This is a genomic window from Hydrogenophaga sp. GW101-3F08, assembly GCF_059424585.1.
In genome coordinates, this window is record NZ_JBWKZP010000001.1 from 1,016,820 (window position 1) to 1,033,958 (window position 17,139).

14 protein-coding genes are annotated in these 17,139 nt (G+C 67.3%); 7 read left to right on the forward strand and 7 right to left on the reverse strand.

The window, feature by feature from the left end; all coding sequences use genetic code 11:
• Positions 1 to 137 precede the first annotated feature (137 nt).
• Together gntR and AC07YZ_RS05085 are read left to right on the forward strand one after the other, a co-directional pair.
• Positions 138 to 1,163 (forward strand): HTH-type transcriptional regulator GntR, encoded by a 1,026-nt coding sequence (gntR, locus tag AC07YZ_RS05080; RefSeq protein ID WP_494793953.1) that lies wholly within the window; start codon positions 138 to 140, stop codon positions 1,161 to 1,163.
• A 138-nt stretch (positions 1,164 to 1,301) separates the two neighbouring features.
• Positions 1,302 to 3,626: a penicillin-binding protein 1A gene (locus tag AC07YZ_RS05085; RefSeq protein ID WP_494793954.1), complete on the forward strand. Its 2,325-nt coding sequence runs from the start codon at positions 1,302 to 1,304 to the stop codon at positions 3,624 to 3,626.
• An 80-nt stretch (positions 3,627 to 3,706) separates the two neighbouring features.
• Here the strand turns inward: AC07YZ_RS05085 and AC07YZ_RS05090 are convergent, their stop codons facing one another.
• The 4 genes from AC07YZ_RS05090 to AC07YZ_RS05105 all read right to left on the reverse strand — a co-directional run bounded on the left by AC07YZ_RS05090 (position 3,707) and on the right by AC07YZ_RS05105 (position 8,473).
• Positions 3,707 to 4,687: an NAD(P)H-dependent flavin oxidoreductase gene (locus AC07YZ_RS05090; RefSeq protein WP_494793955.1), complete on the reverse strand. Its 981-nt coding sequence runs from the start codon at positions 4,685 to 4,687 to the stop codon at positions 3,707 to 3,709.
• Between the two features lie 89 nt (positions 4,688 to 4,776).
• A complete protein-coding gene (locus tag AC07YZ_RS05095; RefSeq protein ID WP_494793956.1) occupies positions 4,777 to 6,567 on the reverse strand; it encodes an acyl-CoA dehydrogenase in 1,791 nt (596 codons plus the stop codon).
• A gap of 75 nt (positions 6,568 to 6,642) precedes the next feature.
• Positions 6,643 to 7,575: an electron transfer flavoprotein subunit alpha/FixB family protein gene (locus AC07YZ_RS05100; RefSeq protein WP_494793957.1), complete on the reverse strand. Its 933-nt coding sequence runs from the start codon at positions 7,573 to 7,575 to the stop codon at positions 6,643 to 6,645.
• Positions 7,576 to 7,723: 148 nt separating this feature from the next.
• On the reverse strand, positions 7,724 to 8,473 hold the full coding sequence (locus AC07YZ_RS05105) for an electron transfer flavoprotein subunit beta/FixA family protein (RefSeq protein WP_494793958.1): 750 nt from the start codon (positions 8,471 to 8,473) through the stop codon (positions 7,724 to 7,726).
• Positions 8,474 to 8,852: 379 nt separating this feature from the next.
• Here AC07YZ_RS05105 and AC07YZ_RS05110 point away from each other — a divergent pair, with 379 nt between their 5' ends.
• The 3 genes from AC07YZ_RS05110 (at position 8,853) to AC07YZ_RS05120 (ending at position 11,766) form a co-directional block, all read left to right on the forward strand.
• Positions 8,853 to 9,866: a TRAP transporter substrate-binding protein gene (locus AC07YZ_RS05110; RefSeq protein ID WP_494793959.1), complete on the forward strand. Its 1,014-nt coding sequence runs from the start codon at positions 8,853 to 8,855 to the stop codon at positions 9,864 to 9,866.
• 104 nt (positions 9,867 to 9,970) lie between these two features.
• Positions 9,971 to 10,474 carry a TRAP transporter small permease gene (locus AC07YZ_RS05115; protein ID WP_226492487.1) on the forward strand — a complete coding sequence of 168 codons (504 nt, stop codon included), beginning with the start codon at positions 9,971 to 9,973 and terminating at the stop codon, positions 10,472 to 10,474.
• Positions 10,471 to 11,766 carry a TRAP transporter large permease gene (locus tag AC07YZ_RS05120; RefSeq protein ID WP_226492486.1) on the forward strand — a complete coding sequence of 432 codons (1,296 nt, stop codon included), beginning with the start codon at positions 10,471 to 10,473 and terminating at the stop codon, positions 11,764 to 11,766. Before AC07YZ_RS05115 ends, AC07YZ_RS05120 begins: the two co-directional genes overlap by 4 nt.
• Here AC07YZ_RS05120 and AC07YZ_RS05125 read toward each other — a convergent pair.
• Genes AC07YZ_RS05125 through AC07YZ_RS05135 form a run of 3 tightly spaced genes read right to left on the reverse strand, consistent with a single transcriptional unit; the run spans position 11,753 to position 14,841 of the window.
• Complete coding sequence (locus AC07YZ_RS05125) at positions 11,753 to 13,081, reverse strand: mechanosensitive ion channel family protein (protein ID WP_494793960.1); 1,329 nt, start codon at positions 13,079 to 13,081, stop codon at positions 11,753 to 11,755. The two genes, AC07YZ_RS05120 and AC07YZ_RS05125, sit on opposite strands and share 14 nt — an antisense overlap.
• A 22-nt stretch (positions 13,082 to 13,103) precedes the next feature.
• A complete protein-coding gene (locus AC07YZ_RS05130; RefSeq protein ID WP_494793961.1) occupies positions 13,104 to 13,895 on the reverse strand; it encodes an enoyl-CoA hydratase in 792 nt (263 codons plus the stop codon).
• On the reverse strand, positions 13,888 to 14,841 hold the full coding sequence (locus AC07YZ_RS05135) for a histone deacetylase family protein (protein WP_226492483.1): 954 nt from the start codon (positions 14,839 to 14,841) through the stop codon (positions 13,888 to 13,890). The genes AC07YZ_RS05130 and AC07YZ_RS05135 overlap by 8 nt, the downstream gene beginning before the upstream one ends.
• A gap of 26 nt (positions 14,842 to 14,867) precedes the next feature.
• On the opposite strand from AC07YZ_RS05135, the gene AC07YZ_RS05140 reads away from it, so the two are divergent.
• Complete coding sequence (locus AC07YZ_RS05140) at positions 14,868 to 15,788, forward strand: AAA family ATPase (protein ID WP_226492482.1); 921 nt, start codon at positions 14,868 to 14,870, stop codon at positions 15,786 to 15,788.
• 238 nt (positions 15,789 to 16,026) lie between these two features.
• Positions 16,027 to 17,082: a DUF58 domain-containing protein gene (locus AC07YZ_RS05145; protein ID WP_494793962.1), complete on the forward strand. Its 1,056-nt coding sequence runs from the start codon at positions 16,027 to 16,029 to the stop codon at positions 17,080 to 17,082.
• The last annotated feature ends 57 nt before the right edge of the window (positions 17,083 to 17,139 follow it).

The window sequence follows — 17,139 nt, forward strand, 5'->3', positions numbered from 1 at the left end:
GAGACCCGCTGCAGATCGGCATGGTGGATGTTTTGCGGCAACATACGGGGGAGCGTTCAGGGTAAGTTCGGGGGTGAAATCCATTGGACAGCGCTATCCTAACGCCAACGTCTCCTCCACACATACCGGGAAAACCCTTGGAACCCACCGAACGCAAGCGCCGCCACAGCGGCCGCACCACCCTGAGCGACGTGGCCCGCGCGGCCGATGTGAGCCCCATCACCGCCTCGCGGGCGCTGCGCGGCGAACGCGGCGTGGCCGCCGGGCTGGTGGAGCGCGTGAAGCAGGCCGCGCAGCAACTGGGCTATGTGCCCGACCCGGCCGCGCGCGCCCTGGCCTCGCAACGCAGCACGCAAGTGCCGGTGCTGGTGCCCCTGTTGTCCAACGCGCTGTTCGTCGATGTGCTCGAAGCCGTGCACCGCACCCTGCTGCCCCACGGCTACCAGATGCTCATTGGCGTGACGCACTACGAACCCTTGCAGGAAGAGCAACTGCTGCGCAGCTACCTGGCGCATCGCCCGGCCGGCCTGCTGCTCACCGGATTCGACCGCACCGAGGCCGCGCGGGCCCTGCTCGCCACCAGTGGCGTGCCCTGCGTGCACCTGATGGAGCTGACCACCGCGCCCGGCGTGCACTGCGTGGGGTTTTCGCAGATCGACGCGGGTTACGCCATCGCCGAACACCTGCTGCAGCGCGGGCGCCAGCGCATCGCGTTCGTGGCGGCCCAGCTCGACCCCCGCACCATGCAGCGCGCCGAGGGCTACCGGCGCTGCCTGCGCCAACACGGCGTGTACGACGCGCGGCTGGAACTGCTCAGCCCACAGCCCTCCTCCATGCGCCTGGGCGGTGAACTGCTTGAGGATCTGTTGCGCACCCGGCCCGAGGTGGACGCCGTGTTCTTCTGCAACGACGACCTGGCCCAGGGCGGCCTGCTCGCGGCGCTGCGCCTGAAGATCGCCGTGCCCGAGCGCATCGCGGTGGCCGGCTTCAACGACCTCTCGGGCAGCGATCTCATGGTGCCCCCGCTCACCACCGTGCGCACCCCGCGGCGCGCCATGGGCGAAGCCAGCGCGCAGATGCTGCTGGAGCTCATGCGGGGCGACTCCCCCTCGCCGGGTGCGCTCGACCTGGGCTTCGAGCTGGTGGTGCGCGGCAGCACCTGACCCGGACGCGCCCGCCAGGGCGGACACCGCCGCCGGATGGGACGTGCAGCGGCCCTCCTGCACGACAATCACGCCCGGATACCGGAAATCTCGGCCGCTCCTTATTCGCTTCACACACATCCCGGACAATTCCGTCCCATGTTCCAGTTTTTCCCGCACCGCGCATGGCTCGCCCTGGTGCTGCTGCCCACCGCGCTCGCCCTGCCCCCCGCAGCGGCGTCCACCTTCGAGCTGCCGCCCCTGGACCGCATCGTCCACTACACGCCCAAGCTGCCGCTGCAGGTGTTCACCGCCGACGGCGTGGAGATCGCGCAGTTCGGCGCCGAGCGGCGCGAATACGTGCCGCTGGCACAAACGCCCAAGCTGCTGCAGGACGCGGTGCTGGCCGTGGAAGACGCGCGCTTTCGCGAACATTCCGGGGTGGACCCCAAAGGCATGGCGCGCGCGGTGGTGGCCGCGCTCACGGGCGGGCGCCGACAGGGCGCCTCCACCATCACGCAGCAACTGGTGCGCACCATGCTGCTCACGCGCGAGTTCACCGCCGAGCGCAAGGCCAAGGAAATCGTGCTCGCGCTCAAGCTGGAGCAGGCCATCTCCAAAGACCGCATCCTGGAGATCTACCTCAACGAAATCTTCCTCGGCCAGCGTGCCTACGGCTTTGCTGCGGCGGCGCAGACCTATTTCGGCAAACCCATGGACCAGCTCTCGCTGGCCGAGACCGCCCTGCTCGCCGGCCTGCCGCAGAACCCCTACTACGCCAACCCGGTGAGCAACTTCGAGCGCGCCATCAAGCGCCAGCGCGTGGTGCTCTCGCGCATGCGCACCGTGGGTGTGATCACCGACCAGGAGCTGGCCGCCGCCCGCGCCGAAGAGATCGTGGTGCGCCCGCAGGGCCTGCGCAGCGTGCACGCCGGGCATGTGGCCGAAATGGCGCGCCGCGCGGTGGTGGAGCGTTTTGGCACCGACGCCTATTCGCGGGGGCTGCGCGTGACGACCTCGCTGCGCGCGGCCGACCAGCGCGCCGCCCACGAAGCGGTGCAGCGCGGCGTGCTGGCCTTCGACCGCCGTGGCGCCTGGCGTGGCCCGGAAGACCACGAAACCCTGCCCGACGACAACGACGGCCCCGAGCTGGAGCGCGCGGCCGCGCAAGCGCTGAAAGACCACCCCGACGACGAGACGCTGCGCGTGGGCGTGGTGTTGACGGCCAGCCCGAAGCTGCTGAAAGTGCAGCTCGCCAGCGGGGAACACATCAGCCTGCAGGGCGAGGGCCTGCGCTGGGCACAGGCGGGGCTCGCGCCCAAGGCCCAGGCACCGCTGAAGCTGGAGCGCGGCTCCATCGTGCGGGTGGTGAACACGGGCAACGGCAAGGGCAAGACCGAGCCGACGTGGGCGATCTCGCAATGGCCCGAGGCCGAGGCCGCGCTGGTGGCGCTGGACACGCACACCGGCCGCGTGCGTGCGCTCGTCGGCGGTTTCGATTTCACACGCCAGCCCTTCAACCACGTGACGCAGGGCTGGCGCCAGCCCGGCTCGGCCTTCAAGCCGCTGCTGTACTCGGCCGCGCTGGAAGAGCGCGTGATGCCCGCCACCCTGGTGGACGACACGCCCTACACCGCGGCCAACGGCTGGAGCCCGGACAACAGCAGCGGTCAGCACGCCGGCCCGATCACGCTGCGGGAAGCGCTGACGAAGTCGAGCAACCTGGCGAGCGTGCGCGTGCTGCAGCATGTGGGCACGCAACGCGCGCGCGAGTGGGTCACCCGGTTTGGCCTGGAAGCGCAGCGCCAGCCCGACAACCTCACGCTGGCGCTGGGCACGGGCAGCGCCACGCCGCTGCAGATGGCGCGGGCCTACGCCACGCTGGCCAACGGTGGCTGGCGCGTGGCGCCGGTGGTGGTGGAAAAGATCACCGACGCCCAGGGCAAGCTGCTGTTCGAGGCACCGCCGCCGGAACCCCTGACCGACGACAACCGCGCCATCCCCGCGCGCAATGCGTTCGTGATGAACAGCCTGCTGAACGACGTGGCCCGCGTGGGCACAGGGGCCAGGGCCCAGGCCACGCTCAAGCGCGCCGACATTTATGGCAAGACTGGCACCACCAACGACGCGGTGGACGCCTGGTTCGTCGGCCACCAGCCCACGCTGGCCACCGCGGTCTGGATGGGCTTCGACAACCCGCGCAGCCTGGGCGAGCGCGAATCCGGCGGTCGGCTGGCGCTGCCGATCTGGACCGACTACATGGCCGCGGCGCTCAAGGGCGTGCCCGAGGCCCCGCCCGCCGAACCACCCGCCGGGCTGGCGTACGCGGGCAGCGACTGGCTCTACAGCGAGTGGCTGGGCGGCCACTGGGTCAGCAGCATTTCCGACACCGGCGGCACGCAGTACGCCGCGCCCCCGCAGCCCCCTGAAACGGAGCGGCCCAAGAGCCTGCTGGAGTTGCTGCAGGGCGTGATCACGCCCTGAGCGCGCCAGCCGGGACCACCGCGCGGCCGACACGAAAAAGCCGGCCCAAGGCCGGCTTTTTCAAACGGTCCGCGACGCGCTCAGCCCATGCAGATGCGCGCCTTGGCCTCGGCGTATTCGCGCTTGAAGCGCACCACCAGATCGGCCGCCGGCATCACCTCGCGGATCGCGCCGATGCCCTGACCACAGCCCCAGATGTCTTTCCAGGCCTTGGCCGCGTTGGCGCCTTCGCCGGTGGAGAAGTTCATCTTGCTCGGGTCGCTCTCGGGCAGGTGGTCGGGGTCCATGCCGGCGTTGCGGATGCTGCCCTTCAGGTAGTTGCCGTGGATGCCGGTGTAGAAGTTGCTGTAGACGATGTCGTCCGAATTGCACTCGGTGATCATCTGCTTGTAGCCGTCCACGGCGCGGGCCTCCTCGGTGGCGATGAAGGCCGAGCCGATGTAGGCGAAGTCGGCGCCCATGGCCTGCGCGGCCAGGATCGCGCCGCCCGAGGCGATGGCGCCCGAGAGCGCGATCGGGCCGTCGAACCACTCGCGGATCTCCTGCACCATGGCAAACGGGCTCTTCACGCTGGCGTGGCCGCCAGCACCGGCCGCCACCGGGATCAGACCGTCCGCGCCCTTCTCGATCGCCTTGTGCGCGAACACGTTGTTGATCACGTCGTGCAGCACCACGCCGCCCCAGCTGTGCACGGCCTGGTTCACGTCTTCGCGCGCCCCCAGGCTGGTGATGATGATCGGCACCTTGTACTTGGCGCACAGGCCCATGTCGTGTTCCAGCCGGTCGTTGCTCTTGTGCACGATCTGATTGATGGCGAAGGGTGCGGCCTTGTTGTCCGGGTTGGCGGCGTCGTGCGCGGCCAGGGCCTCGGTGATCTCGGCCAGCCAGTCTTCCAGTTGCGCGGCAGGGCGCGCGTTGAGCGCCGGCATGGCGCCCACCACGCCGGCCTTGCACTGAGCAATGACGAGCTTGGGGTTGCTGATGATGAACAGCGGCGAGCCGATCACCGGGAACCGGATGTTCTTCAGCACCGGGGGCAGGTAGCGTTGGCGGGTGGTCATGGTGTCTCCGTGGTGGATCGAAAAGCTGGCTGGATTCTGGGTCAGCGAGCCCGAACGCCCTGTCACCGCAGCAACAGGGTGCAGGGGGTCTAGAACGCGTCGACCGCCATGGCCGTGACCGCGTCGGCGCCTTCGCAGATGCTGTCGCGCACGCCCGGAGCGCGGCTCAGGATGTGGTCGGCGTAGAAGCGCGCGGTGGTGATCTTGGCCTGCATGAAGGCTACATCGGTGCCGGCGGCCAGCTGGTCTTCGGCCACCAGCAGCGCACGCGCCAGCTGCCAGCCCGCCACCACGTTGCCCGCGAGCATGAGGTAGGGCACGCTGCCGGCGAAGGCGGCGTTGGGGTTGCTCTTGGTGTTGGCGGCGATGAACTCCACCACCTCCACGAAGGCCTGGCGCGCGGCCGTGAGGCGCTTGGCCACGGCCAGCGCGTTGGCACTGCCGCGGGCCGTGAGTTCGGCTTCGGTTTTCTCGATCTGCGCCGCGATGGCCTTGGCGTTGGTGCCACCGTCGCGCGCCGTCTTGCGGCCCACCAGGTCGTTGGCCTGGATCGCGGTCGTGCCTTCGTAGATGGTCAGGATCTTGGCGTCGCGGTAGTACTGGGCGGCGCCGGTTTCTTCGATGAAGCCCATGCCACCGTGCACCTGCACGCCCAGCGAGGTGACCTCCAGGCTCATCTCGGTGCTGTAGCCCTTGACCAGCGGCACCAGGTACTCGTAGAACGCCGCGTTGTCCTTGCGGGCATCGGCGTCCGGGTGGTGGTGCGCCGCGTCGTAGGCGGCGGCGGCCACGCTGGCCATGGCGCGGCAACCTTCGGTGCTGGCGCGCATGGTCATGAGCATGCGCTTCACATCGGGGTGGTGGATGATGGGCGCGGCAGCGCTGAGCGAGCCATCGACCGGGCGGCTCTGCACGCGGTCCTTCGCGTAGCCCACGGCCTTCTGGTAGGCGCGCTCGGCGATCGCGATGCCCTGCACGCCCACGGCGTAACGCGCGGCGTTCATCATGATGAACATGTATTCGAGGCCGCGGTTTTCCTGGCCCACGAGGTAGCCCACGGCGCCGCCATGGTCGCCGTACTGCAGCACGGCGGTGGGCGAGGCCTTGATGCCCATCTTGTGTTCGATGCTCACGCAATGCACGTCGTTGCGCGCGCCCAGCGAGCCATCGGCGTTCACCATGAACTTCGGCACCACGAACAGGCTGATGCCCTTCACGCCCTCGGGCGCGCCGGTCACGCGGGCCAGCACGAGGTGCACGATGTTCTGTGCCATGTCGTGCTCACCGTAGGTGATGAAGATCTTGGTGCCGAACACCTTGTAGCTGCCGTCCGGCTGGGGTTCGGCGCGGCTGCGCACGGCGGCCAGATCGCTGCCGGCCTGCGGCTCGGTCAGGTTCATGGTGCCGGTCCATTCGCCGCTCACCAGTTTTTCCAGGTAGATGGCTTTCAGGTCGTCGCTGCCGGCGGTGATCAGCGCTTCAATGGCGCCGTCGGTCAGCAGCGGGCACAGCGCGAAGCTCATGTTGGCGCTGTTGAGCATTTCGGTGCAGGCCGAACCGATGGTCTTGGGCAGGCCCTGGCCGCCGAAGTCCACCGGGTGTTGCAGGCCCTGCCAGCCGCCTTCGGCGTACTGCCGGAAGGCGTCCTTGAAGCCGGGCGTGGTGGTAACCTGGCCGTCCTTAAAGAAAGAGGGGTTCTTGTCGCCCTCGAAATTCAGCGGCGCGATCACCCCCTCGTTGAGCTTGGCGCACTCCTCCAGCACGGCCTGCGCCGTTTCAAACCCGGCGTCTTCAAAACCGGGCAGTTGCGCCACCTGGTCGATGCGCGCCAGGTGCTGGATGTTGAACAGCATGTCCTTGAGGGGTGCGGTGTAGCTCATGTGGTGCGTCTCCGTGGATATTCAGCAGATACAACAAGGGCATCGCGAACGATGCCCTCGCCGGTGGCGCGGTATTTACAGCGCCTTGATCAGCTCGGGCACGGCCTCGAACAGATCGGCCTCCAGGCCGTAGTCGGCCACCGAGAAGATCGGGGCTTCGGGGTCCTTGTTGATCGCCACGATCACCTTGGAATCTTTCATGCCGGCCAGGTGCTGGATCGCACCCGAGATGCCGCAGGCCACGTAGAGCTGGGGCGCGACGATCTTGCCGGTCTGGCCGACCTGCCAGTCGTTCGGGGCGTAGCCCGCGTCCACCGCGGCACGGCTCGCGCCCAGGGCGGCGCCGAGCTTGTCGGCCAGCGGGGTCATGACTTCGTTGAACTTCTCGGCGCTGCCCAGCGCCCGGCCGCCCGAGACGATGATCTTGGCGGCGGTGAGTTCGGGGCGGTCGCTCTTGGCGATTTCGCTGCCCAGGAACGTGCTCTTGCCGCTGTCGGCCTGGGCTGCCTGGGTTTCCACGGCGGCCGATCCACCGGTGGCGGCGGCCGGGTCGAAGCCGGTGGTGCGCACCGTGATGACCTTGGTGGCATCGGCGCTCTGCACGGTGGCAATCGCGTTGCCGGCGTAGATCGGGCGTTCAAACGTGTCGGCGGCGATCACCTTGGTGATGTCGCTGATCTGGCCCACGTCGAGCTTGGCGGCCACGCGCGGGGCGATGTTCTTGCCGCTGGCGGTGGCGGGGAACAGGATGTGGCTGTAGTTGCCGGCGATGGCCAGCACCTGGGCGGCCATGTTCTCGGCCAGGCCGTGCGCGAGGTACTCGGCGTCGGCGTGGATGACTTTGGACACGCCGACGATCTGGGCAGCGGCAGCGGCGGCCGGGCCAGCGTTGTGGCCTGCGATCAGCACGTGCACCTCACCCCCGCACTGGGCGGCGGCGGCGACGGTGTTGAGCGTGGTGCCCTTGATGGTGGCGTTGTCGTGTTCGGCAATGACGAGTGCGGTCATGACTTGAATTCCTTAAAACCAGATACGGATCAAATGAGGTGTCTTTTTCCAGGCGCCCGTGGAACCGGCTTTGCCGGGCCACCAGGCGCGCCCCCTGGGGGGTGACGCCGCAGGCGGCGCGGGGGGGCCGGTCCCGCGGCGCGGGGGGTCAAATCACCTTCGCCTCGTTTTTCAGCTTCTCGACCAAGGTCGCCACATCCGGCACCTTGATGCCAGCACCGCGCTTGGGCGGCTCGCTGACCTTCAAGGTCTTGATGCGCGGGCTCACGTCCACGCCGAGGTCTTCGGGTTTGACGATGTCCATCTGCTTCTTCTTGGCCTTCATGATGTTGGGCAGGGTCACGTAGCGCGGCTCGTTCAGGCGCAGGTCGGTGGTGACGATGGCCGGCAGCGACAGGCTCAGGGTTTCCAGACCGCCGTCGACTTCACGGGTCACGTTCACCTTGCCGTCGACCACTTCGACCTTGTTGGCGAAGGTGCCTTGCGGCAGGTCGGCCAGGGCGGCGAGCATCTGGCCGGTCTGGTTGCAGTCGTCGTCGATGGCCTGCTTGCCCAGGATCACGAGACCGGGCTGTTCCTTGTCCACCAGGGCCTTGAGCAGCTTGGCCACGGCCAGGGGCTGCAGTTCTTCGGCGGTTTCCACCAGGATGGCGCGGTCCGCGCCGATGGCCATGGCGGTGCGCAGGGTTTCCTGGCACTGGGTCACGCCGCAGGAGACGGCGATGATTTCGGTGACGACGCCCTTCTCCTTCAGGCGCACGGCTTCTTCCACCGCGATCTCGTCAAACGGGTTCATGCTCATCTTGACGTTGGCGATGTCCACGCCCGTACCGTCGCTCTTGACGCGCACCTTGACGTTGTAATCCACCACGCGTTTGACGGGGACGATGACCTTCATGTTGGGTTGCTCCAGATGGTTGTGAAAACAGGGTCCGAATTGACGTGCACGTCAATTCCAGGGATTGTATGACGCCCCTTTGTATGGGCACGGAAGGAACCGGTTGAAACCGCCCGCCGGTGCCGCCCATGCGTCAGCACCAAAAAACGAACGGTCGTGCTTTTTCAGGATTATAGGGGAACGCTGGCGCGACACAAAGCCCCTTGGTCTTCGCAGGTTCAAAACGGTGGCTTCGGAACACATTAACCAACCATTCGGTCGGCTAATTCGGGTAAGTCTGGAGTTGGAGCGCCGGGGTCTTCGCCTATATTGAATCGGACCATTCTATGGACGTCCCGCACGCTCGTTCCACCGCCCCGCCGATCATCGGAGACCCTGCATGAAACTTCGCCACCTGTTCGCCGCCGCCCTGTCCACCACGGTACTGACCAGCGGGCTCGCGTCTGCCCAGACCGTCTTCACCGTCTCCAGCTGGCTGCCTCCCACGCACACGCTGAGCACGGTGCAGAAGAACTGGTGCGATCTGCTGGAGAAAGAAAGCGCGGGCCGCATGAAGTGCAACATCCTGCCCAAGAGCGTGGCCGCGCCTCCCGGCACGTTTGACGCGGTGCGCGACGGTCTGGCCGACATTTCATACACCGTGGACGGCTACACGCCGGGCCGCTTCATCAACACCCAGGTGGCCGAGTTTCCGTTCCTGGGCGACAGCTCGGTGGCGACTTCGGTGGCCTACCAGCGCATCTACAGCAAGTACTTCGCGCCGCTGGGCGAGCACCGCGGTGTGAAGGCGCTGGCGGTGTTCACGCACGGCCCCGGCATCATCTTCAACAGCAAGAAGCCGGTGGCCTCGGCCGCCGACGCGGCCACGCTGAAGTTCCGCATTGGCGGGGGCAACATCAACGAGCTCTCCAAAGCCATGGGCTGGAACACCACGCTCAAGCCGGCGCCCGAGTCTTTCGAGCTGCTTTCCACCGGTGTGATGGACGGCACCTTTTTCCCCGACGAATCCGTGGCGTCGTTCAAGCTCGGCATGGTCAAACACGCCACCACCTTCCCTGGCGGTCTGTACAACACCAGCTTCGTGTTCATGATGAACGAGGGCAAGTACAAGGGCCTGTCGCCGCAGGACAAGGCCGTGGTGGACAGACTCTCCGGCGAAGTCGCCGCGCGCATGTTCGGCGAGGGTTGGGACAAGGTGGATGCGGCCAGCCGCGACATGCAGAAGTCCATGGGGGTGACCCGCGTCGCCGCCGACAAGGCGTTCGTGAAGGCGGTCATGGACAAGCAGGACTACCTGGAAACCAAGTGGGCCGCCGCCGCGCAGGTCAAGGGGCTGAAGAACCCCAAGGGTGTGCTGGCCGAGTTCCGCGCCGAAATCGCCAAGGCGAAATAGACAGACGTCGAGCACGTTTCTTGCATTGGCTCGCATCTGCAGGCCGATGGGACCGACAGCCCGAGCTGTCACCCATCGGCTTCTTTACATCCTGAAAGCACGACATGCTGAAAAAACTCGACCGGTTGCTGTACTGGTCCACCGGCATCATGGCCGCCATGGCGCTCTTTTCCCTGATGTGGCTCACCCTCGTGGACGTGATCGGGCGCAAGTTCTTTGACCACTCGGTCCCGGGCGGGCTGGAGATCACCGAAGTGCTGATGGTGATCGTGATCTTTGCCGCGCTGCCCCTGGTGTCGTGGCGCAACGAACACGTGGTGTTCGACTCCTTTGATGGCTACATCCCCGAATGGCTGCGATCGGTGCAGGCCCGTCTGGTCAACCTGGTGTGTGCCGGAGCCTTCGGCTTCCTGGGACGGCTCATGGCCATGCGCGCCGAGCGTTTCGAGGAGTACGGTGACACCACGGTGCACCTTCAGCTGTCAATTGCGCCCGTGGCCTGGCTGATGGCCGGATTGTTGGTGGTCACCGCCCTGATCCATCTGGTGTTCGTGTTCGCGCCTCATGTCCGCGAAAGTGCCGGCGGCCACCCGGGAGCGGCCACATGATCGAAGCCGGACTGGGGTTCATCGCTGTTTTCATGCTCGCGCTGGCGCGCATTCCGTTGGCCATCTCCATGTCCATCGTGGGTCTGGCCGGGCTGGGTATCCTGCGCGGCTGGCAACCCGCCTTCGCCAGCACCAGCCAGGTGATTTTCGAAACCGGCTTTCACTACGTGCTCTCGGTGATCCCGCTGTTCATCCTGATGGGCAACTTCGTGGCCCGAGCCGGCATGGCGCGCGAACTGTATTCGGCCGCCAACTCCTTTGTGGGCCACAAACGCGGCGGCCTGGCCATGGCGAGCATCATTGCCTCGGGCGGCTTCGGGGCCATCTGTGGCTCGTCCATCGCCACGGCGGCCACCATGACACGCGTGGCCTATCCGGAGATGAAGGCGCACGGCTACAAGGACTCGCTGAGCACGGGCGCCATCGCGGCCGGTGGCACGCTGGGCATCATGATCCCGCCGTCCACCATCATGGTGATCTACGGGATCATCACCGAGACCGACATCGGCAAGCTGTTCGTGGCGGGCATCCTTCCGGGCATCCTGGCCATCGTCTGTCTTTGCCTGGCCGTGGTGTTCATCACGTGGCGCGATCCATCGGCCGGTCCGCGTGCCGAACGCAGCACCTGGAGCCAGCGTCTCAAGGCGCTGAGCGGCATCTGGGGTGTGGCGGTGCTGTTCGGGCTGGTCATCGGCGGCATCTATGGTGGCGTGTTCACCGCCACCGAAGGCGCGGGCATCGGCGCCTCGGGCGCCTTCCTGTTCGCCCTGCTGCGTGGCACGCTGAGCCCGCGCGAGGTGCTGGAAATCCTGGTGGAAAGTACCCGCACCACCGCCATGCTGTTCACCATCCTGATCGGTGCCATGATCTTCAGCAACTTCGTCAACTTCACCAGCATGCCCGGCGATCTGCGCGATTTCATCGTGCAATTCAGCCCGAACCCCATCATGGTGGTGATCGTGATGATGGCCATCTACATCGTGTTGGGCCTGGCCATGGAAGAGCTGTCCATGGTCTTGCTGACCATTCCGGTGTTCTACCCGGTGATCACCGCGCTCGGCTTTGATCCCGTGTGGTTCGGCATCCTGATCGTGACCATCGTGGAGATCGGCATGATCTCGCCACCGGTGGGCATGAACCTGTTCGTCATCAACTCGCTGCTGCCGGGCGTTCGGTTGCGCAGCATCTTTCAGGGCGTGTGGCCCTTCGTGATGGCCGACGTGGTGCGGCTGGGCATCCTGATCGCGTTCCCGGCCATCGCCTTGTGGCTGCCCGGCTTCATGAGTCGCTAGCGGGCGGGATGGACGCCACCTCCGCCGCGGCCCGCGCCTGGATGTGCAGCACGCGCTGCGGGTACGGAATTTCGATGCGGTGGGCGCGCAGCGCCTGCAGAACGCTGCGGTTGATCAGCGAGCGGATGTTGAGCGTGCCGTTTTCGGGGTCCGCGATCCAGTAGCCCAGCGTGAACTCCAGCCCGTCGGCACCGAAGGCCGACAGCGCCACCGAAGGCGCCGGTTCGATCAGCACGCGCTGGTGGGCCATGGCGGACTCCATCAGCAGGCGCGAGACCAGCTCCACATCGCTGTCGTAGGCCACCGACACCACCGTCGACTGCCACAGGCGGCCGTCGGCCAGGGACAGGTTCTCCACCCGGTTGGTGATCAGGATCTCGTTGGGCACGATGGACTCGCGGCCCGTGGTCGAACGGATCACCGTGTAGCGCGCATTGATGTCGGTGATGCGCCCCTCGAAGCCATCCACCTTGACGTTGTCGCCGATGCGCATGCTGCGCTCGGCCAGGATCACGAAGCCACTGACGTAGTTGGCCGCCAGTTTCTGCAGGCCAAAGCCGATGCCCACGCCGATGGCGCCGCCCAGCACCGAGAGCGCCGTGAGGTCGATACCCACCGCCGACAGGGCCAGGATGAGCCCCAGGAACATGAGCAGCGCACGCGTGGCATTGCTCACTGCCTTGCGCAGCGAGAGGTCTCCGCCGACCGCCTTGCGCAACAACCGCCGCTCGATGGCGGAGGACACCCACAGCGAGAGGATGAGCACCGCACCGGCGGTGAGCGCGCCTTCGATCATGGTGCGCAGGCTGATGGTGGAGGCGCCGATCTTCCACTGGATCTGGTCCAGCTCGTTGAGGACCACCGGCAGCAGGCCGCTGACCCACAGGACCATCGCCAGCCAGGCCAGCCAGGAGATGGTGCGCTCCAGCACCTTCACCCAGGGCGCGCTGGCAAAAGCGACCTGCAGCACCTTCACGCCCACGCGGATCACCACCAGCGAGACCAGCACCGGAATGGCCACCTTGAACACCGCCAGCGGCACCGTCTGGGTGAGCAGGGCACGCGCGATGTACCCCAGCGTGAGCAGCAGCAGCGGAAACATCACCCCGTCAACGAGGTGCCGGCCAAACAGCACGGAGGTCTTCTCGTCCTGCATGACCAGCGAGCGGCGCAGCAGCCAGGTCAGGCCGCTGGCCAGGGCGATGCACAGGGCCAGGGCACCAAGCTCGATCAGCACGGTGGGCTGGGTGAAACCCGCGATCCAGAGGTCGAAGTCGTCGATGGGCTGGGGGGTGGTGGAAACGGTAATGGACATGAAGCAGGAAAACGGGAAATGTTCAGGCGCGCCAGCGGGGCGCGCGTTTGTCGATGAAGGCCTGCACGCCTTCCTGGGCCACCTCGTGGGCCATGTTGCAGGCCATGGTCTGCCCGGCGAGCTGGTAGGCCGACTCCATGCCGGTCTCCAGTTGGCGGTAGAACAGCGCCTTGCCCATGGCCAGGGCCTCGCGCGGTTTGGCCACGATGCGATCCACCAGCGTGGCCAGCTCCGCGTCGAGCGCGTCGGCGGCCACCACGCGGTTCACCAGGCCCCGGCTTTTCGCTTCCTCGGCCGAGATGAAATCGCCGGTGAGCAGCATCTCCATCGCCTGTTTGGGCAGCATGTTGCGCGACAGGGCCACGCTGGGCGTGGCGCAGAACAGGCCGACGTCGATGCCGTTCACGCCGAAACTGGCCTCGCTCACCGCCACCGCCAGATCGCACTGCGCCACCAGTTGGCAGCCCGCGGCCGTGGCCAGGCCCTGCACCCGCGCGATCACCGGCACCTCCAGTTTGCGGATGCTCATCATCAGTTTCGAGCAGGTGGCAAACAACGCCTGGTAGTACGCCACGTCAGGCCGGGCCTTCATTTCCTTCAGATCGTGTCCGGCGCAGAAGGCGCGGCCGTTGGCGGCGATCACCACCGCGCGCGCCTGCGGGTCGGCGGCCACCGCGTCCAGCGCGGCCTGCATCGCGGCCATCATGGCTTCGGAGAGCACGTTGAAGCTGCGCGGCGCGTTCAGCGTGAGGGTGTGCACGCCGCGCGCATCGTGGTGCGTCAACAGCAGGGGGGTATGGGTGGTGTCAGACATCGGCAAGAACCCTCAGGTGGGCTTCCACGCTGCGCGCCAGCGCGCTCAGGTCGTAGCCGCCTTCGAGGCAACTGACGATGCGGCCCCGGGCGTGGCGCTGCGCCACTTCCTTGATGCGCTGCGTGATCCAGGCGTAGTCCTGCTCCACCAGGCCGAGCTGGCCCATGTCATCTTCGCGGTGGGCGTCGAAGCCGGCGCTGATGAAAATCAGCTCGGGCCGGTGCGCGTCCAGCCGCGGCAGCCACATCGTGTCGATCAGCTCGCGGATGTCCATGCCCTTGGTGTAGGCCGGCACCGGCAGGTTGACCAGATTGCTGGCGGTGGAGTGTTCGCACACCGGGTAGAACGGGTGCTGGTAGAAGCTGCACATGAGGATGCGCTCGTCGCCGGCCACGATGTCCTCGGTGCCGTTGCCGTGGTGCACGTCGAAATCGACGATGGCCACGCGTTTCAGGCCGTGGCGCTCCAGCGCGTACTTGGCGGCCACCGCCACGTTGTTGACGAAACAGAAGCCCATGGCCTGGTTGCGGGTGGCGTGGTGGCCGGGCGGGCGCACGGCGCAGAAGGCGTTGAGCAGTTCGCCGGCGAGCACCGCGTCGGTGGCGTCGATGGCGGCGCCAGCGGCCACCAGGATCGCGTCCCAGGAGTGGATGTTGATGGAGGTGTCCGGATCGACCTGCGCGTGCGTCGGGCCGCCAGCGGCGATCTCGTCGCGCAGCCCGTCGGAGAGGCCGCGCAGCGACGCCAGGTGCATGCGCCCGTGGGCCAGTTCCAGGTCGGCCATGGAGGCGGGAGTCGCCTCGCGGCGCTCCAGCGCGTGGTCGAGTCCGGTGATGAGCAGGCGGTCTTCGATCGCGTCGAGCCGCTGAGGGCATTCGGGGTGCCCGTCGCCCATCTCGTGTCTCCAACAATTCTTGTGTGTGAAAAAGCCGGTGGCCTGACTCATGGTGGTTTTACGGTATGGTTCGCGGCATGCACGCCGACACAAAAATACACCAACTTCTGGTTCAGCTTAACACGGTCATTGTGGGCAAATCGGCCCAGGTTTCCGACTGCGTGGCCTGTCTGCTCGCGGGTGGCCACCTGCTCATCGAAGACGTGCCGGGGGTGGGAAAAACCACGCTCGCGCACGCGCTTTCCAGGTCTTTCGGGCTGCAGTTTTCGCGCGTGCAGTTCACCGCCGACCTGATGCCCAGCGACCTGGTGGGGGTGTCCATCTACGAGCGCGGCCGCGAGAATTTCGTGTTCCACCCCGGCCCGGTGTTCGCCCAGGTGCTGCTGGCCGACGAGATCAACCGCGCCAGCCCCAAGACCCAGAGCGCCTTGCTCGAGGCCATGGAGGAAAAGCAGGTCACGGTGGAAGGCGAGACGCGCGCCCTGCCGCACCCCTTCTTCGTGATCGCCACGCAAAACCCGCACGACCAGCTGGGCACCTACGCGCTGCCCGAGTCGCAGCTCGACCGTTTCCACATGCGGCTCTCGCTCGGTTACCCGGACCGCGCCGCCGAACGCGAACTGCTTCGCGGCGCCGACCGGCGCGACATGCTCGAACACCTGCAGCCGGTGCTGACCCCGGCCGACCTGGCCCGGCTGCAACAGGCCGTGGCCGAGGTGCACACCGCCGAGCCGGTGCTGGAGTACCTGCAGGACCTGGTGGCCGCCACGCGCTCGGGGCGCTGGTTCGCTCAGGGGCTCTCGCCCCGCGCCGCACTTGCCGTGGTGCGCTCGGCCAAGGCGCAGGCCTACCTGAGCGGGCGCGACTACGTGGCGCCCGATGACATCGCCTCCATCCTGCCCCAGACCGTGGCGCACCGGCTGATCCCCGTGAGCAGCGCCGGGCGCGGCGCGGTGGAGCAGGTGCGCGCGATGCTGGAAGCGACGCCGCTACCGTGATGTGGAACACCCCCGCCGCGCTGCGCGCGACCCCCTCAAGGGGGCAACACCAGCGGCCTGGCAAAGCCAGTTCCGCGGTGTTTCTGGGTTTGGACACTTCGCTCCGGCAGGGTGGCTGGCTTTTGAGTGCCTTTCCAAGAGATCGACATATGCGGCCTGGTAAAGCCAGTTCTGCGGTGTTTCTGGGTTCGGGCACTTCGCTCCGGCGGGGTGGCTGGTTGTTCCCTTTTGAACCGACATGAGCCCTGCCGCCCTGCGCCGTCCCGCTGCCGCTCCGGGCAACGCTGCTGTACCGGCTGGCTGGCGCCACCCGCTGCGGGCCTTGCGTGGGCGACTGCAACGCTGGTGGCACAGCCGGCTGCCGCTGACCGACACCCTGGTCCTGACCCAGCGCAACGTCTACATCCTGCCGACCCGGCCGGGCTGGATGCTGGCCCTCACCCTGCTTCTGCTGCTGGTCGCAAGCATCAACTACCAGCTCAACCTGGGCTACCTGCTCACTTTCCTGCTGGCGGGCTGCGCGGTGGTGGGCGTTTACGTGTGCCACGCCAATCTGCGTGGCCTCACCCTGCACCTGGGGACGCCCGCACCGGTGCACGCCGGCCAGGCCGCGGCGCTGGACATCCGGCTGTCCAGCGAGCGGCGCCGACCGCGCTACGGCATTGGCCTGGGGGTGCTGGGCGACCGCATCGCCGGCCCCGCCGACGCCCACCTGGCCTGGACCGACGTGCCCGCGCAGGGCAGCGCGCTGCTGCAGGTGGCCTGGGCGCCCCCCACTCGCGGGCTGCACCGCCTGCCCCCGCTGACCGCGCTCACGCTGTTTCCGCTCGGCACCTTCCGTGTCTGGACGGTCTGGCGCCCGGCGGCGCAGGTGCTGGTCTACCCGGCGCCCGAAGCGCACCCGCCGCCGCTGCCCCCGGGTGAACCGCTCGCCGGCAGCTCGGGCGCCGCGCGGGTACAGAGCACGGGCGAGTTCGACGGCGTGCGCGCCTACCGGCGCGGCGATCCGCTCAAGGCGGTGGTGTGGAAAAAAGCCGCCCAGACCTTTGCCACCGGGCGCGACGATCTGGTCAGCCGCGACGCCCTGTCCACCCAGCGCCAGCAACTCTGGCTCGATTTCGCCCACACGGGCGCGTCCGACGTTGAGGCCCGCCTTTCGCGCCTGACCGCCTGGGTGCTCATGGCCGAGGGCCTGGGGCTCGACTACGGCCTGCGGCTGCCCGGCCGCGAGCTTGCGCCCGACCAGGGCCCGGGTCACCGTGCCGATTGCCTGGAGGCGCTGGCGTTGGTATGAAGCACCCCCGCAGCGCTTCGCGCTACCCCCTCAAGGGGGCAAGCCGATGCGGCCCGG

What these genes read in the sequence shown, in the direction of transcription:
- AC07YZ_RS05085 (WP_494793954.1), top strand. Translation starts at nt 1,302, where the DNA reads ATGTTCCAGTTTTTCCCGCACCGCGCATGGCTCGCCCTGGTGCTGCTG.
- AC07YZ_RS05090 (WP_494793955.1), bottom strand. Translation starts at nt 4,687, where the DNA reads ATGACCACCCGCCAACGCTACCTGCCCCCGGTGCTGAAGAACATCCGG.
- AC07YZ_RS05095 (WP_494793956.1), bottom strand. Translation starts at nt 6,567, where the DNA reads ATGAGCTACACCGCACCCCTCAAGGACATGCTGTTCAACATCCAGCAC.
- AC07YZ_RS05100 (WP_494793957.1), bottom strand. Translation starts at nt 7,575, where the DNA reads ATGACCGCACTCGTCATTGCCGAACACGACAACGCCACCATCAAGGGC.
- AC07YZ_RS05105 (WP_494793958.1), bottom strand. Translation starts at nt 8,473, where the DNA reads ATGAAGGTCATCGTCCCCGTCAAACGCGTGGTGGATTACAACGTCAAG.
- AC07YZ_RS05110 (WP_494793959.1), top strand. Translation starts at nt 8,853, where the DNA reads ATGAAACTTCGCCACCTGTTCGCCGCCGCCCTGTCCACCACGGTACTG.
- AC07YZ_RS05115 (WP_226492487.1), top strand. Translation starts at nt 9,971, where the DNA reads ATGCTGAAAAAACTCGACCGGTTGCTGTACTGGTCCACCGGCATCATG.
- AC07YZ_RS05120 (WP_226492486.1), top strand. Translation starts at nt 10,471, where the DNA reads ATGATCGAAGCCGGACTGGGGTTCATCGCTGTTTTCATGCTCGCGCTG.
- AC07YZ_RS05125 (WP_494793960.1), bottom strand. Translation starts at nt 13,081, where the DNA reads ATGTCCATTACCGTTTCCACCACCCCCCAGCCCATCGACGACTTCGAC.
- AC07YZ_RS05130 (WP_494793961.1), bottom strand. Translation starts at nt 13,895, where the DNA reads ATGTCTGACACCACCCATACCCCCCTGCTGTTGACGCACCACGATGCG.
- AC07YZ_RS05135 (WP_226492483.1), bottom strand. Translation starts at nt 14,841, where the DNA reads ATGAGTCAGGCCACCGGCTTTTTCACACACAAGAATTGTTGGAGACAC.
- AC07YZ_RS05140 (WP_226492482.1), top strand. Translation starts at nt 14,868, where the DNA reads ATGCACGCCGACACAAAAATACACCAACTTCTGGTTCAGCTTAACACG.
- AC07YZ_RS05145 (WP_494793962.1), top strand. Translation starts at nt 16,027, where the DNA reads ATGAGCCCTGCCGCCCTGCGCCGTCCCGCTGCCGCTCCGGGCAACGCT.